The sequence below is a fragment of the Micromonospora fluostatini genome (assembly GCF_050410825.1).
Taxonomy (GTDB): domain Bacteria; phylum Actinomycetota; class Actinomycetes; order Mycobacteriales; family Micromonosporaceae; genus Micromonospora; species Micromonospora rosaria.
The window spans coordinates 5,152,299-5,167,850 of the sequence record NZ_CP191251.1; the positions used below are offsets into that span (position 1 = coordinate 5,152,299).

Consider the following 15,552-nt stretch of genomic DNA (forward strand, 5'->3'; position numbering starts at 1 on the left):
ATCCGCACAACCCGACCCCGCGCCGGTCATAGGTCATACCCGAAGATCGAGTACATGCTCAGCGCTCCAGGCGGGGATCCTCGTGCAGCCAGCCGAACTCCGGCTGATCCCACCCCGGACGATGCAACGTCACCCTGGACCGATGCCGAGTTCACGCCGCACTGGTACCCCAACCGGCACGGAAACGGACTACCAGACCGCCCCCTGGATCAACGGAGGGGGTCCGGGCGTACGGCAGGATGGGGCGGGTGAGCGCGAGCCCCGCCCCGGCCGTCCTGGAGGCCGTGCTGGAACGGCTGACCTACGTCAACGAGGAGACCGGCTACACGGTCGCCCGGGTCGCCACCGAGCGCGGCAGCGACCTGCTGACCGTGGTCGGCGCGCTGCTCGGCGCGCAGCCCGGGGAGAGCCTGCGGCTGCGGGGCCGCTGGTCGTCGCACCCACGCTACGGCCGGCAGTTCGAGGTGGACTCGTACAGCACCGTGCTGCCGGCCACCATCCAGGGCATCCAGCGGTACCTCGGCTCCGGCCTGGTGAAGGGGATCGGGCCGGTCTTCGCCGAGCGGATCGTGGCGCACTTCGGGCTGGACACCCTGCGGATCATCGAGGAGGAACCGGCCCGCCTGGTCGAGGTGCCCGGCCTCGGCCCGAAACGCACCGCGAAGATCACCGCCGCCTGGGCGGAGCAGCAGGCGATCAAGGAGGTGATGCTCTTCCTCCAGGGCGTCGGCGTCTCCACCTCCCTCGCCGTCCGGATCTACAAGCAGTACGGCGACGCCTCGGTCGACGTGGTGACCAAGGAGCCGTACCGGCTGGCCGCCGACGTGTGGGGCATCGGCTTCAAGACCGCCGACACCATCGCCCGCGCCGTCGGCATCCCGCACGACAGCCCGGAACGGGTCAAGGCCGGGCTGGCGTACACGCTCTCCGAGGCAACCGACGACGGCCACTGCTACCTGCCCGTACCGCAGCTCGTCGCGGACGCGGTGAAGATCCTGGACGTACCCGGGGACCTGGTCACCACCTGCCTGGACGCCCTGGCCGCCGAGGAGGGGGTGGTCCGCGAGACGCTGCCCGGCGACGCCGTCGGCGGACGGACCGGGACGGACGGCGGACCGGTCGACGCGGTGTACCTGGTCCCCTTCCACCGCGCCGAACTCTCCCTGTCCGGGTCGCTGCGGCGGCTGCTCGACCACCGTGCCGACCGGCTGCCGCACTTCGCCACCGTCGACTGGGGCCGGGCGCTGGCCTGGCTGCGGGCCCGCACCGGCGCGGACCTCGCCCCCGAGCAGGAGCAGGCGGTCCGCCTGGCGCTCACCTCGAAGGTCGCCGTGCTGACCGGTGGCCCCGGCTGCGGCAAGAGCTTCACCGTCCGCTCCATCGTGGAGCTGGCCGCCGCGAAGCAGGCCAAGGTGACCCTGGCCGCGCCGACCGGCCGGGCCGCGAAACGCCTCGCCGAGCTGACCGGGCACCCGGCCGCCACCGTGCACCGGCTGCTGCAACTGCGTCCCGGCGGGGACGCCGCCCACGACCGGGACAACCCGCTCGACGTGGACCTGCTCGTCGTCGACGAGGCGAGCATGCTCGACCTGGTCCTGGCGAACAAGCTGGTCAAGGCGGTACCGCCGGGCGCACACCTGCTGCTGGTCGGCGACGTCGACCAGCTCCCCTCGGTCGGCGCCGGGGAGGTGCTGCGCGACCTGCTCGCCGCCGACGTCGTCCCCCGGGTCCGGCTGACCCAGGTCTTCCGGCAGGCCGCGAAGTCGGGAGTGGTCACCAACGCGCACCGGATCAACGCCGGCCGCCCGCCGCTGCTCGACGGAATGGCCGACTTCTTCCTCTTCGCCTGCGACGACACCGAGGCGACCGCCGCGCTCACCGTCGACGTGGCCTGCGCCCGCATCCCGGCGAAGTTCGGCCTGGACCCGCGCCGCGACGTGCAGGTGCTCGCCCCGATGCACCGGGGCCCGGCCGGGGCCGGCGCGCTGAACACCCTGCTCCAGCAACGGCTCACCCCGGCTCGCGAGGGGCAGCCGGAACGGCGGCTAGGCGGGCGGGTGTTCCGGGTCGGCGACAAGGTCACCCAGGTCCGCAACAACTACGACAAGGGCCAGGCCGGGGTCTTCAACGGCACCGTCGGCGTCGTCGTCGCGCTCTCCACCGAGGAGCAGACCCTCACCGTCCGCACCGACGAGGACGAGACCATCGAGTACGACTTCGACGAGCTGGACGAACTGGCCCACGCGTACGCGGTGACCATCCACCGCTCGCAGGGCTCGGAGTACCCGGCGGTGGTGGTGCCGCTGACCACCAGCGCGTGGATGATGCTGCAACGCAACCTGCTCTACACCGCCGTCACCCGGGCGAAGAAACTCGTCGTGCTGGTCGGCTCCCGCCGCGCCCTGGCCGCCGCCGTCCGGACCGTCGGCGCGGGTCGCCGGCACACCGCCCTGGCGCACCGGCTCACCAGGTCGGCGTGACGGGCGGCCGGTTCTGTCGGTGGGGTCCTCTAGCGTCCCCGGACGTGAGCGCAGTTCAGACGTACCGGTATCTGGGGTCCTCCGCCCTGTCGCGCGACGGCCTCGCCCTCCAGACCAGCGGCGGGCCAGCACCGAACCCCCGCTTCTTCGACGGCTTCCTCACCACCCCGCACGCGGCGGCGGTCGGCCTGCTGGCCGTGGCCGAGGTGGCCCGCACCCGGTACCACCGGCCGGTCAGCCCGGCCAGCCTCGACCCGGTGGTCACCGGCAGCCGCGACCGGCTGCGGTTCGAGTCCTTCTCCGGCTGCTGCGGCGTGTACGCCCGGATGGACGCCCTGCCCGAGGGGCTCGACGGTGACGTGGTCGAGCACGGCACCACCAACGTCGACGTGAACAACCCGCTGCGCGAGGCGCTGGCCCGGGTCGGCGGCCTCGACCCGCTGCACATGTCCGTCGGCCCGGACGACCTCACCGTCTCCACGCTGGACGGCCCCGTGGTGGAGAAGAAGGTCCCGCTGCCGGTGCGCTGGCTGCGCGGCTTCGCCGAGGTGCAGGTGCTGGCCGCCCGCTTCGAGCCCCGAGCCGAGATCCCCGCCACCGAGGCGGCGGCGTTCCTGCGCCGGCTGCCGACCGGCAACGACCGGGCGGTGCTCTGGGTGGTGCCGGCCGGCCGGACGCTGCGGCTCACCTCCCGCCCGGTCCCCGGGGCGGTCTGCCTGGCCGGGGCGAGCCGGCTGGTCGCGCTGCGCCCGATGCTGCGCTTCGCGAAGACCCTGCGGGTGTACGGTCCGACCGTGGCGGCCGGCTCCGCCCCGGTGCCGAGCACCTGGGAGCTGGACACCGGGGCGCTGCGGCTCTCCCTGACCCTCTCCCCCGAGCCGTACCGGGGCTTCTCCGGTGAGGGCGCGGCGCTGACCTCGCTGGCCGGGGACGACGTGGTCGACGACGCCGACCTGGTCTCCGCCCTGCTCTCCTGGGACCCGACGGTCGACGTGGACCGGCTCGCCGTCGAGGCCAACCTCGACGCCGACCGGGTCCGGGGCGCCCTGGCCCAGCTCGGCACCGCCGGCCGGGTCGGGTACGACGTCTCCGAGGCGGCGTACTTCCACCGGGTGATGCCGTACGACGCGGGCCGCGCCGAGCGGGACAATCCCCGCCTGGTCGGGGCCCGGGTCCTGCTCGACGCGGGGGCGGTGACGCTGGACGACGCGGCGGACGGCCCACCGGCGGCGGCGACGGTCCGCAGCGGCGAACAGTCGTACCGGGTCCGCCACCTGCCGGACGACAGCTTCACCTGCACCTGCCCCTGGTGGGCCAAGCACCGGGGGCAGCGGGGGCCGTGCCGGCACGCCCTGGCCACCCGGATGCTGCTCACCCGGCAGTCGACCGCCGACGAGGTCACCGAGCAGACCGAGGAGCGGGTGTGAGCCGCGACCGGCCGGCCGAGATCATCAAGAGCCAGGCCCGCCGCCGGTACGAGCTGGCGCAGGGCGGCACCAGCGACCTGTTCGACCTGGTGAACAGCGGCGCCGCCGACCTGATCGGGCCGGCGCTGGCCGGGCTGCCCGAGGAGCGTCGCCGGGAGATCGCCGCCGAGCTGACCACCTGGTTCAAGGAACGAAACCGGTCGACCTGGTGGTCGCAGGGCAAGGGCACCGCCCTGGCGGTCCTCGTGGTCGGCTGCCTGCCCACCGCCGCCCAGGCGGCGACGATCCTCGCCCGCCGCTCGATCGTGCTGGACGGCAGCCGGGCCGCCGGGCTGGTCCGCGCCGCCGCCACCGAGCGGGGCGTCACCTGGCTGGGCGACCTGGCCCACCGGCTGGCCGCCCGGTTCAACCAGTCGAGCTGGATCGAGCACTGGCGGTTCGTCGCCACGGTGCTGCGCGACGAGGGCGCACCGCCCCCGACCGACGACCGGTCCGTGCAGCTCTGGGTCAGCGGCCTCCAGTTCCCGGACGACCGGCACGACGGCCGCCGGCGCCGGCCCCTGCTGGCGGCCCGCCTGCGCGAGGACCCCTTCCTCCCCGTCATGCTCCCCCGGCTGTTCGAGGTGGACGGCCTCGGCTCGCAGCTCGGCTTCGACATCGTCCTCCGCAGTTGGGAGGACCGGGAGCGGCACGGCCTGCTCAACGCCCTGACCGCGCTCGCCGCCGAGGGCGTCGTCGACCGGGCGATGCTGATCGACGGTTGTCTCGGCCGGCTGCTGCGCGGCGACAAGACCGCCGCGCTGCGTTCCTTCGTCATCCTGCTCGACCAGCTCCAGCCGACCACCGCCGAGGTCACCGCCCGCACCACCGACTACCTGCGCCTGCTCACCGACGCCCCGGCCCCGGTGGCCACGATGGCCCAGAAGGCCCTGCGGGAGCTGCCCGACCTCGCCCTGGAGTCGATCCTCGACGCCTCCCGGGAGGTGCTGTTCCGCCCCGACAAGACCCTGGTGAAGGCACAGCTCACCTGGCTGGACCGGTTGGCCCGCAAGCCGTACCGGGAGCGGGCCGCCGAGATCGCCGAGGTGATCGCGGTCGCCACCGAGCACCCCGCCGTCGAGCTGCGGGACCGGGCCAGCGCCCTCGCCGCCCGGCACGGCGTCGACCCGGCGGCGGCCGGCCCCGGCCCGGCGGTCGCCGAGCCGCGCGGCGACGACCTGCCCGCGCCCGCCCCGGCCGCCCCGGCGCCCGCCCCGATCACCGACGTGGACGAGCTGGCCGAGGAGGTCGCCGCCCTGCTCGGCACCCGGTCACAGGGCGTGCCGATGGACCGGGTCCTCGACGGGCTGGTCCGCCTCACCGCGACCGACGCGCCCCGGGTGCACGCCGCCCTGACCCCGGTCATCGAGCGGCGGCACTGGTCCTGGGGCAACGAGCACAGCTACGACCCGCTCTGCCTCTGCGAGGTGGTGGTCGACGTGTGCAGGACCGCCGGCGCGGACCAGCAGCCCCGGCGGCGCAGCCGGTGGGAGTCGCTGCTCGCCGCCGTCCGCCGCACCGACCGGGCCCCGAAGACCCCGGAACTGGTCGCCACCGACCCCCGGGTGCCGGCGGTCCACCGGCTGCTGCGGGCCCGCCTCGCCGAGATCGGGATGCACCTGAACGAGCCGGGGCACGGTGGCCTGCTCGCCGCCCCCACCTCGGCCAACGGGCAGCTCGACCCGCTCGCCCTGCTGGAGCGGCTGACCGCGCTGGGCGACCGGGCGGCCTGGCACTGGGATCTCACCCAGGCCCTGCTGCGCCTGCCCACCGGCCCCGACGACGCCGTGGCCGACAAGGCCGCCGCGCTGGGCACCCCGGCCGGTGACCGGCTCGCCGCCTGGCTGCGCTCCGGCGGGCTGCCACAGCCGATCATGCGGGCCGCCTCCGCCCCCGTCAAGGAAAAGTCCCGCCACGCGTACCTGCGGGAGTACTACCAGAAACTGGGGGAACGGATCCTGGTCGAGGTGCGCCCGCCCGACGGGTACGACGACCGGTACGGGCTGGTCACCGCCGACCCGACCCCGACCCTGTCCTCGATGGACGACGCCGGCTGGGAGAAGCTGTGGCCGTCCCTGCTGCCGGGGCACCGGGGCGTGGTGGCCGCCAACGCCCTGCCGATGGTGGCCGCCGGGGCGGACGTGGACCAGCGCGACGCCACCGCCGTCCTGCCGCTGCTCGCCGAGAGCACCGGCACCGGCGGGGTGGCCGTCGATCTCGCCGTCGCCTACGGTCTCGGGGCCCGGCACGCCGCCGACCGGGTCGCCACCCTGGACGCCCTGCTCGCCCTGGCCGGGGCCGGGCAGTTCGACCCGGTCGGCACCGGCGAGCAGGTGGGCACCCTGGTCGTCCGGGACCGGGTCAAGCTGTCCCGGGCGGTGGAGCCGCTGCGCGACGCCGCGCTCGCCGGTGCGCCGCTGACGGTGTGGCGGCTGCTCGCCGCCGCGCTGCCGGCGCTGCTGGCCGCCCAGAAGCCCGCCCGTGGCCTGCCCGACCTGCTGACCCTGGCCGCCGAGACGGCCACCACCACCGGGGTCCGGATCGAGGTGCCCGGCCTGGCCGAGGTCGCCGCCCGGGGCGGGTCGAGCCGGCTGGTCACCGAGTCCCGCCGGCTCCACGGTGCCCTCGCCACCGCCTGACCGATCCCTCGGCCGAAGAGACATCGCCGGATCCGGTGTCCATCCATTGATGGACACCGGATATCCACCGGTCCGTTGATCCGTCTGGTGAACCGCTTCGACAACAATCCTTGCAGAAGGGTGATCAGCGCCGGACCGCCGCGCCGACCGCGCGACGTCAAGGACACAACGGGGGACGTCGAGTGGTCGCGGCGGGCCTGGTCATCCTCTGGAAAGGGATGGTGCGGGTCCGGCCCGCCCGGACGCCGCACCTTCTTCCCTGCGGCGCGACCCCCGTCACGGAGGGACGCGGGTGGCCGTCGGCGGGCGGAGTCTTTGGTGCGGCCGGCCCACCTCGCAGTCGAGCACCGCCGCCCAGAAGTTGACCAGCGACGGGACACCCGAGCAGTGGGTCAGCACCCGGGATGAGGGTCGGATGATCCAGGCGTCGCCGTCGGGCAGCACGACGGCCCACCCGATCGGCCCGTCGTCGCCGTCGAGCACCAGCACCTCCGGCACCTCGTCCACCTCGACCACGGGCAGGTCGGACAGCTCCTCCCGGGCCCGCTCGGCCCCGCCGGGCGACGGGGCGCAGCCCGGATCAGCGCTCATCGTTCCTCCCGTCCGTGACGTCGGTCCCCCGCCGGGCCCTCGACCTCGGGACGACCGGATGGACCGCTCTCACCACCAGCCGGCCACGCGGCTGCCCGTCCCGCAGCGGGTACCTGGTGGCCGGGCCCACCTGGTCGACCGGCTCCTCCTGCCGCTGGAACCACTTCCATCGGCTCATTCCAACCTCCCGAAACGTCGATCACCTCTGTCACTGACGGTCACCATCCGGCAGGCAGCGCGCCATCCGGCAGGCAGCGCGCCATCCGCAACATCTCTAACTACAATTTGTGATGAGAGATTGACTATGTGTCACAGGAGCGGGCATGGTGTTCCAGTTGAGACAGCCCGGCCGTCGACCCGAGACGAGGTGGCACGTGCCCGAGACCGGATCGTCCGTCCCGCGCCGGCAACTCGGCCGGTTGCTGCGCCAGGCGCGGGAGGAGGCGGGGATCAACCTGGAAGCCGCCGCCGAGGCGCTGGAGTGGTCCCGAGCCAAGATGTACCGGCTCGAAGGCGGGCAGGTGTCCCTGCGCACCCACGACGTCACCCTGATGTGCCAGCACTACGGCACCTCGGCCGAGCTGACGGAGGTGCTGGTCGCGCTCGCCCGCGAGACCAAGAGCAAGGGCTGGTGGCACGCGTACGGCGAGGTCATCCCGAGCTGGTTCGAGCTGTACGTCGGCATGGAAGCCGCCGCCCACCACATCCGCCAGTACGAGCCGATGCTGGTGCCGGGTCTGCTACAGACGCCGGAGTACATGGAGGCACTGTTCACCACCCGGCCGGGTCGCACTCCGCAGGAGGTGGCCCGCAAGGTCGCCCTGCGACTGGAACGCCAGAAGCTGCTGACCCGCCGCACTCCCGTTGCCCCGCTGTTCGAGGCCATCATCGACGAGACCGTCGTCCGTCGCCCCCTCGCCGACATCGAGGCATGGCGGCACCAACTCGCCTACCTGGTGAATGCCACCCAGGCTCCTCATGTGCGGCTCCGGGTGATGCCACTTTCCGCCACACCGCATCTGGTGTCGGTCGCCGGGGCGTTCGCGCTGCTGGACTTTCCGGCGGCCGGCACCCGACCCGCCGAACCGAGCACCGTCTACTGCGAGTCGCTGACCGGCAGCCTCTACCTCGACCGTCCGGAGGAAATCGCCAAGTACCGCGAAGCCTGGCAACTGCTCTGGGACCGTGCGTTGGACGAGCGCGCCTCGGAAGACCTGATCGGCATTATGATCAAGGAGAGCTACGATGACTGACCTGACCCGCGCAAAGTGGTGCAAGAGCAGCCGCAGCGCCGAAGGCAACTGCGTCGAGGTCGCCGACAACCTGCCCGGCGTCGTCGGGGTCCGGGACTCGAAGGACCCGTCCGGCCCGGTGCTCACCTTCGGCGTTCCCGCCTGGCAGACCTTCCTCTCCACCGTCAAGGCCCACCCCCTGCCCTGAGGGCCACAGACGACAACCACACGCCACCAGAATCCCCGCCCGGCAGGTACGCGACCCGGGCTCGACGGGTGACGCCTCGGGCTTCCTCGGGTTGGTGCCCCGGCCTCCTTTCGAGCTGCCCCGCCTCTTGGACCAGCCGGCCACCAACCGACGCGGTTCCACCAGGCTGCCCGAACCGGCTCGGCGCACGGCAACCCGCGCGGGCTGCCCGGCCCGGGTGACTTCACCGGCGCCGCGCTGCTCGCCGGCGAGGGCAGGGACCGCAGGGTGACCTGGCCGGACGCGGTGAGGTGGTTGCCCCGTCGGTGCGGGCAGTTCGAAAGGGCCCTACTGCCGAGTGGTGCCGGGTGGGCGTCCGCTCCGGAGGGCACTTATCCGCGCCCGGGCTCGTCACTCCTGACGTCTTCGCCGATCTGGTGTGCCACGTCCAGCCCGCGAGGACCGACCGGGTGAGTCAGTGGATTCGCCGTCCCTTCGCGTCCGGCACGCCGGACTTGCGGAAGAAGTACGTGTTGATGTGGTCGCGCCACTCGCGTGCGCTCAGCACCTGTTCGTCGAGGCGGTCGGTGACCCGCTCGTGCAGGGCGGGATCGATCACCCCGGCGAGCAGTTGCCAGCGCCGGAACATCGCCTCGACCTGCTCGACCCCGGCGAAGTGGGTGTCGTAGATGTGCTGGATGACGGTGCTGCCACTGTGCAGCACGTGGTCGTACGGCACGTGGTGGAAGAAGAGCAGCAGCTCGTCGGGGCACGTCTCGGGTGACTCGTACACGTCCCGCCACGGCGGCGGGTACTGGTCGGTGTAGCCGGTGCCGGTGGCCCGGGTCCGGTCCACGCCGACGCCGTCCCGGTCGGCGAAGTGGTACGTGCCCCACTGGCTGTACTCGTACCCGTCGACCTGTGGCCCGTAGTGGTTGCCGGGGTTGACCATGAAGCCGACGCCCAGCGGCGCGGTGTACCGCTCGTAGGTGCGCCACGAGTCGTCCATGATCGCGTGCACCGTCTCCCGGACCAGGGCGGGGTCCTCCGTCGCCGTGGGCGGGAAGGTCAGGTCGATCCACTCGTCCAGGACGGCCGCCGGATCCAGCTCGGGATCCCAGGCGAGGCGGCCGAAGGCGTACAGGTTGGCCTGCGCGAGGGGGTGCCCGCACCAGTACGGGTCGTCGCCCACGTTGGCGACCGCGACCAGGCCGCCACCGGGGCCGGACCGGGTCCGGGTCGGGCCCTTCGCCGGCTCACCGGCGACCACCGCGGCGACGGTCCGCCCGTCCTCGCCCCACGGCCGGAAGCCCAGGATCTCGCGCCACAACGGGCCGAGGTAGCAGACGTGCCGCTGCTGGCCGGTGTACTCCTGGGTCACCTGCATCTCGACGGCCAGCCGGGTGGCCGGCATCGCGGCGATCACCGGGGAGACCGGCTCACGGGTCTGGAAGTCGATCGGGCCGTACTTCACCTGGAGGATCACGTTGGTGCGGAACTCGCCGTCCAGCGGGGCGAAGTGGTCGTACGCGGCCCGTGCCCGGTCGGTGCGCCGGTCCCGCCAGTCCTGGCGGTGGTTGTAGACGAACGCCCGCCAGTGGACCACCCCACCGAGCGGGGCCAGCGCCTCGGCGAGCAGGTTCGCCCCGTCGGCGTGGCTGCGGCCGTACGTGAAGGGGCCGGGCTGCCCCTCCGAGTCGGCCTTCACCACGTACCCGCCGAAGTCGGGGATGCGCTCGTAGACCTGCCGGGTGGTGGTGGCCCACCAGGAGCGCACCTTCTCGTCGAGCGGGTCGGCGGTGGGCAGGCCGCCGAGGACCACCGGGGCGGCGAAGGTGACCGACAGGTGCACCCGCACGCCGAACGGGCGCAGCGCGTCGGCGATCTCGGCCACGTCGCCGAGCCGCTCGGTGAGCAGCCGCGCCTCGGTGGCGCCGACGTTCACGTTGTTCACCGAGACGGCGTTGATCCCGCAGGCCGCCAGCAGCCGCCCGTACGCCCGGACCCGGGCCAGGTCGCGGCGCGGGCCGCCGTTACGCCAGAAGATCGAGCCGCCCGCGTACCCCCGTTCGACCTGGCCCATCACCGGGTGCACGGCCACGTTGTCCCAGTGGTCGAGCATCCGGCGGCGCAGCGCGGGCCGGTGCCGCCGGGTCACCAGCCCCGGGTCGAAGGCGGCCTCGCCGAGCCGGACCACGTGGTACAGCCCGTACAGCAGCCCGGCCGGACCTCCGGCCAGCAGCACCGTCGTGTCGCCGACCCGGGTGAGCAGGAAACCCTCGTCGCCGAGCCCGCCGCCGGTCTCGTTCAGCGGTGCCAGCGCCCGCGTCGCCGGGGCGGGCAGCGGCCCGGCCCAGCGCAGCGCGAGGACCAGGTCGACCGGTTCGTCCCGGTACGGGGCGACGAGCGCCTGCCCGCCGAACCGGGAGCAGGCCCAGGTGACCTCGGTCTCGACGGTGTCGACCAGCGGGCCGTCGCCGTGCACCAGGACCCGGCGGGAGCCGAGCGCCCGGAACGCCTCCGAGGGCAGCCAGGCCGGGTGCACACTCGGCTCCCCGAACCGGTGCGGGTGGCCGGTGACGGTCGCCGGCTCCCCGGGGGAGCCCGCCATGGGGGCGCTCACCGCTCCTCCCGCAGCACCACGACGCCCCGCTCCGGCAGCCGCAGCGCCGCCCCGGCGGTCACCCGGTCCCCGGTGAGCAGGTCCACGCCACCGCTGACGGCGGTCACCTCGACCGGTTCGGCCCGGTGGTTGAGCAGGAAGAGCAGCCGGGTGCCGTCCGGGGCGACCCGCACCGCCGACTCCAGGTCCGCGACGTCCGGGTACGGGCCGAGCAGGTCGTGCCGGGCCAGCACCTGCCGGACCACCCAGGAGATCCCGGTCTGGTCCAGCCCGGCGGCGACGTACCAGCCGTCCCCGTCGCCGAAGGCGTTGCGGGTCACCGCCGGGGTGCCGGCGTAGAAGTCGGCCAGGTACGTCCCGACCACCTCCGCCCCCTCGGGGACGACCAGCTCGAAGAGCAGCCGCGACTCGACCTCCACGGCGTCGTCGCCGGTGCCGAGACGGACCGGGTTGACCACCTCCGGGCCCCGGGCGTCCCACTCGTCGACCCGGACCCCGGTCAGCGGGCCGAGCGGACCGGGGACGTCCATCAGGAAGGCGTTGTCCTGCTCGTCCACCCGCCCCGACAGGTACGTGGTCAGCACCGAGCCGCCCCGGGCGGCCACCGCCTCCAGCCGCGCGACCACGTCCCCCTTGAGCAGGTGCAGCACCGGGGCGAGCACCACGTCGTACCGGGACAGGTCGGCGCTCACCGCGACCACGTCCAGGTCCACCCCGGCGTCCCAGAGCGCCCGGTGGTACGCCAGCACCACCTGCTGGTACCGGACCAGCCGGGACGGGCCGTCGGAGATCTCCAGCGCCCACCAGGAGTCCCAGTCGAACAGCAGCGCCACCCGGGCCGGGGTCCGCGCGCCCAGCGAGGCCCCGCCCAGCCGGTCCAGCTCCGCGCCCAGCTCGGCGACCTCGCGGAAGACCCGGGTGTCGGCACGGCCGGCGTGCCCGATCACCGCGCCGTGGTACTTCTCGCTGGCGCCCCGACCGGCGCGCATCTGAAAGAAGAGCACCGCGTCCGCGCCGTGCGCCACCGCCTGCCAGCTCCACAGTCGCATCAGGCCGGGCCGCTTGAGCGGGTTGACGTCCCGGCAGGCGGTGACGCTGGGGGTCTGCTCCATCAGCCAGAACGGCTGGCCGTCCTTGAGCCCGCGCATCAGGTCGTGGGTGAGCGCCATCCGGGCCGCCGACTCGTCGTCGGGCGGGTAGTTGTCCCAGGAGGCGAAGTCCAGGTGGGCCGCCCAGCGGTGGTAGTCGATCGGCCGGTACATGCCCATGAAGTTGGTGGTGACCGGCACGTCCGGGCTGGACTCGCGGATGGCCGCCTTCTCGTCGCGGAAGTTGGCCAGCATCGCGTCCGACATGAACCGCAGGTAGTCCAGGGTGATGCCCTGGAAGGCGGTGTGGTCGGGGCCGCGCCAGTGCTCGGTCAGCGCGGACGGCGGCTCGATCTGCGCCCAGTCGGTGAAGGTGTGCGACCAGAAGGTGGTGTACCAGGCGGCGTTCAGCTCGCCCAGGCTGCCGTAGCGTGCCCGCAGCCAGTCCCGGAAGCCGGCCGCGCACAGCTCGCAGTAGCAGGCCCCGCCGTACTCGTTGCCGACGTGCCAGGCGACGACCGCCGGGTTGCCGGCGTACCGGCGGGCCACCCGACGGGCCAGTTCGGCGGAGAGCCGCCGGAACACCGGGGAGCTGGGGCAGGAGTTGTGCCGCTGCCCGAAGCGGTGCCGCCGGCCCTCGAAGTCGACCCGGCACACCTGCGGGTACGCCGTCGCCAGCCACGCCGGGTGCGCGCCGGTGCCGGTGGCCAGGCAGATGCCGCGTCCCTCGGCGGTGGCCCGCTCGACGATCCGGTCCAGCAGGCCGAAGTCGTAGATGTCCTCGGCGGGCTGGGTGAGCGCCCAGGTGAAGACGCCGAGGGTGACGGTGTCGATCCGGGCGGCGTCGAAGAGCCGGTAGTCCTGCTTCCACACGTCCTCGGGCCACTGCTCGGGGTTGTAGTCCCCGCCGAAGGGCACCTTCCGGGTGACCGGGAGGCTCATGCCGTGAACTCCTTCTCCACGATGGTGATCATTGGATCGCCGATCCGCAGCAGGGACAGGACGAACAGGACGCCGACGAGGGCGAGCACCGCCTCGGAGAAGAGCACCGTGACGGCGACCGCCGCCGCCAGCAGCAGCCCGGTGCCGACGGTGACGCTCGGCGTACGGACCAGGAAGTAGAGGGCCAGCCGCAGCACGTCACGGGTGCGGAAGGTGAACAGCGCGGTGACCACCAGCGCGTTCGCCCCGACCAGGGTCACCCCCACCCCGACCAGCACCAGCAGCGCCCCCCACCAGACGGGGACGGCGGCGGCGGCGAGGTTGGCGAGGTTCACCGCGACGACGGTCAGCCAGGCCAGCAGCGGCACCCAGATCCGCAGCGTCCCGCCCAGGTTGGCCCGGTACCCGCGCAGGAACAGCGCGGCCGGGCGCAGGTCGGTCAGGTCGGGACGCTGGTGACGCAGCGCGTACAGGGCGGCGGAGACCGCCGGGCCGACCGGGAGCAGGCAGGCCGCCACCAGCGGCAGGTTGCTGACGTCGGAGCCGAGCAGGACCAGCGGCACCAGGCCGGGCAGGGTGGTGGCGACCAGCAGCACCCCCACCACCAGCAGGGTGTACACGTGCGCGGCCCCCCGGGACAGCGGGCCGTCCCCGAACTGCCGCCAGGTCTGCGCGGTCACGGCCGCTCCCGCCGGTCGGCCCCGCCGAGCAGGCGGGCGTCGTCGCACCACGGCGGGGTCTCGTCCACCACCGGGGTCAACTCGACCAGGGTCACCTCGTGCCGGGCCAGGGTGAGGTCGAGGTCCACCCGACCGGCCCGCACCGGCAGCGCCCGGTGGCTCCGGGCCGGCTCGGCGGCCTCCCGCAGCGCGTCGAGCTGGCCGGGCCGGGGCGAACGCGGACGGCCCAGCTCCCGCCAGGCCGCGAGGACGTTGCCCGCCTCCTCGCTGACCGACCGCCGCAGCAGGAACGCCGACCCGGTGCCGGCCGGGCTGGTGCCGGCCGGGCTGGTACCCGCCGGGCCGAGCGGCACCGAGAGCGACACGGGGTGCCGGTCGGGCACCGGCTCGTGGCCGGTGACGTCGACCGGGGCCCAGGCCAACACCGCCACCCGGCCGTCCGGGTGCCGGGTGACCAGGTGGTCCGCGCCCCGGGCCAGCACCTCGTCGCCGAGCCGGGCCATGAAGGCGTACAGGTGGTAGGTGGGTTTCCTGAGCTGACGGTGGGTGAGCAGGCCGAACCCGCCGTGGAAGAGCGCGGTGGGGATGCCCACCTCCTCGAACATGTCACTGAACGTCCAGTACGAGAAGGAGTCCACCAGGTCCCCGCCGCCGGCCAGCACGGGCGCGAGGTACGCGGCGTGGAACGCGGTGTCGTGGATCGGGTTGTCCGGCCGGTACGACGAGTTGAACTCGGTGATGTGCACCGGCAGGTCGGCCAGCGCGGTACCGGCCAGGTGCCTGCGGGGGGCGGCGAACTGGGCCAGCAGCTCCGTCGCCGGGGCGAGCGTCTGGTAGGTGCCGAACGGCACGTGCTCCGCCGGCCCGGAGGTGTACGCGTGCCGGCTGACGAAGTCCACCGGCACGTTCCGGTCGGTGACGAACTCGGCGAACGGCACCAGCCACTCGTCCGACCCGGGCGAGATCGCCGGCCCGCCGACCTGGAGCCCGGCGTCGACCTCCTTGACGGCGTGCGCGGAGACCTCGTACAGCCGGTGGTAGGCGTCCTGGTCGGCGCCGGGCCAGAAGATGTCCAGGTTGGGTTCGTTCCACACCTCGATCGGCCACCCGCGCACCTCGTCGAGGCCGTACCGGTCCACCAGGTGGGAGACCGTGGCCCGGACCAGGTCGGCCCACTCGGTGTGGGAGCGGGGCGGGCTGATGTTGCCCCGCCACCAGAAGACGGTCTGCTCGCCGGAGGCCAGCCCGGAGGGCATGAACCCCAGCTCCACGAAGGGCCGGACGCCCAGCTCCAGATAGGCGTCGACGACCTGGTCGACGTAGGTGAAGCTGTGGTGCACCCGGCGCTCGCCCGCGTACTCGTACGGGCGGTGCACGCCGACGCCGTCGCTGAACAGGCCGTGCCCCCGGATGTGCCGGAAGCCGATGTCCCGCTGCACCAGGGCCAGCGAGTCCTGGTAGTCCCGGCGCAGGGCCAACTCGAAGCGGCCGGTGCCCACGCAGGCACGCCAGGCGTCGGTCAGCCGGCCCGTGGGCTGGTCGGGAACGGTGATCCGCATGGCTGGTCCTCTGGTCGTGCGCGGGGCGGGGACGGGCGGAGGCGGGAACGGGAACGGGTGAAGGC

General features: G+C 73.6%; 10 protein-coding genes. 5 read left to right on the top strand and 5 right to left on the bottom strand.

All coding sequences use genetic code 11. From position 1 onward, the window contains the following. Nucleotides 1-239 precede the first annotated feature (239 nt). Genes recD2 through ACQUFX_RS22710 form a run of 3 tightly spaced genes read left to right on the top strand, consistent with a single transcriptional unit; the run spans nucleotide 240 to nucleotide 6,585 of the window. On the top strand, nucleotides 240-2,480 hold the full coding sequence (gene recD2, locus ACQUFX_RS22700; RefSeq protein WP_428962335.1) for an SF1B family DNA helicase RecD2: 2,241 nt from the start codon (nucleotides 240-242) through the stop codon (nucleotides 2,478-2,480). Nucleotides 2,481-2,524: 44 nt separating this feature from the next. Further along, nucleotides 2,525-3,907 (top strand): SWIM zinc finger family protein, encoded by a 1,383-nt coding sequence (locus ACQUFX_RS22705; RefSeq protein WP_428962336.1) that lies wholly within the window; start codon nucleotides 2,525-2,527, stop codon nucleotides 3,905-3,907. After that, complete coding sequence (locus ACQUFX_RS22710) at nucleotides 3,904-6,585, top strand: DUF6493 family protein (protein ID WP_428962337.1); 2,682 nt, start codon at nucleotides 3,904-3,906, stop codon at nucleotides 6,583-6,585. Before ACQUFX_RS22705 ends, ACQUFX_RS22710 begins: the two co-directional genes overlap by 4 nt. A gap of 276 nt (nucleotides 6,586-6,861) precedes the next feature. On the opposite strand, the gene ACQUFX_RS22715 is transcribed toward ACQUFX_RS22710, so the two are convergent. After that, on the bottom strand, nucleotides 6,862-7,176 hold the full coding sequence (locus ACQUFX_RS22715) for a hypothetical protein (protein ID WP_428962338.1): 315 nt from the start codon (nucleotides 7,174-7,176) through the stop codon (nucleotides 6,862-6,864). Nucleotides 7,177-7,550: 374 nt separating this feature from the next. Between ACQUFX_RS22715 and ACQUFX_RS22720 the strand changes: the two genes are divergently transcribed. Both ACQUFX_RS22720 and ACQUFX_RS22725 read left to right on the top strand, forming a co-directional pair. Beyond that, a complete protein-coding gene (locus ACQUFX_RS22720) occupies nucleotides 7,551-8,429 on the top strand; it encodes a helix-turn-helix domain-containing protein (protein WP_428962339.1) in 879 nt (292 codons plus the stop codon). Further along, nucleotides 8,422-8,616 carry a DUF397 domain-containing protein gene (locus ACQUFX_RS22725; RefSeq protein WP_428962340.1) on the top strand — a complete coding sequence of 65 codons (195 nt, stop codon included), beginning with the start codon at nucleotides 8,422-8,424 and terminating at the stop codon, nucleotides 8,614-8,616. The genes ACQUFX_RS22720 and ACQUFX_RS22725 overlap by 8 nt, the downstream gene beginning before the upstream one ends. A gap of 454 nt (nucleotides 8,617-9,070) precedes the next feature. Here the strand turns inward: ACQUFX_RS22725 and ACQUFX_RS22730 are convergent, their stop codons facing one another. From ACQUFX_RS22730 to ACQUFX_RS22745, 4 genes are read right to left on the bottom strand one after another with little or no spacing between them, the layout of a single operon-like run. Next, nucleotides 9,071-11,218, bottom strand: coding sequence for an alpha-glucuronidase (locus ACQUFX_RS22730; RefSeq protein WP_428962341.1), 2,148 nt, complete (start codon nucleotides 11,216-11,218; stop codon nucleotides 9,071-9,073). Then, nucleotides 11,215-13,248 carry a beta-galactosidase gene (locus ACQUFX_RS22735; RefSeq protein WP_428962342.1) on the bottom strand — a complete coding sequence of 678 codons (2,034 nt, stop codon included), beginning with the start codon at nucleotides 13,246-13,248 and terminating at the stop codon, nucleotides 11,215-11,217. The genes ACQUFX_RS22730 and ACQUFX_RS22735 overlap by 4 nt, the downstream gene beginning before the upstream one ends. Beyond that, entirely contained in the window at nucleotides 13,245-13,928 is a 684-nt protein-coding gene (locus ACQUFX_RS22740) for a hypothetical protein (protein ID WP_428962343.1), read from the bottom strand. Before ACQUFX_RS22740 ends, ACQUFX_RS22735 begins: the two co-directional genes overlap by 4 nt. Then, the gene (locus tag ACQUFX_RS22745) at nucleotides 13,925-15,487 is read right to left on the bottom strand and encodes a GH39 family glycosyl hydrolase (RefSeq protein ID WP_428962344.1); all 1,563 of its coding nucleotides are present in this window, start codon (nucleotides 15,485-15,487) and stop codon (nucleotides 13,925-13,927) included. The genes ACQUFX_RS22740 and ACQUFX_RS22745 overlap by 4 nt, the downstream gene beginning before the upstream one ends. Nucleotides 15,488-15,552: the final 65 nt, after the last annotated feature.

Bases quoted from the DNA above. Each gene is read 5' to 3' on its own strand.
- recD2 (WP_428962335.1), top strand. From the start codon at position 240: ATGGGGCGGGTGAGCGCGAGCCCCGCCCCGGCCGTCCTGGAGGCCGTG.
- ACQUFX_RS22715 (WP_428962338.1), bottom strand. From the start codon at position 7,176: ATGAGCGCTGATCCGGGCTGCGCCCCGTCGCCCGGCGGGGCCGAGCGG.
- ACQUFX_RS22725 (WP_428962340.1), top strand. From the start codon at position 8,422: ATGACTGACCTGACCCGCGCAAAGTGGTGCAAGAGCAGCCGCAGCGCC.
- ACQUFX_RS22735 (WP_428962342.1), bottom strand. From the start codon at position 13,248: ATGAGCCTCCCGGTCACCCGGAAGGTGCCCTTCGGCGGGGACTACAAC.
- ACQUFX_RS22745 (WP_428962344.1), bottom strand. From the start codon at position 15,487: ATGCGGATCACCGTTCCCGACCAGCCCACGGGCCGGCTGACCGACGCC.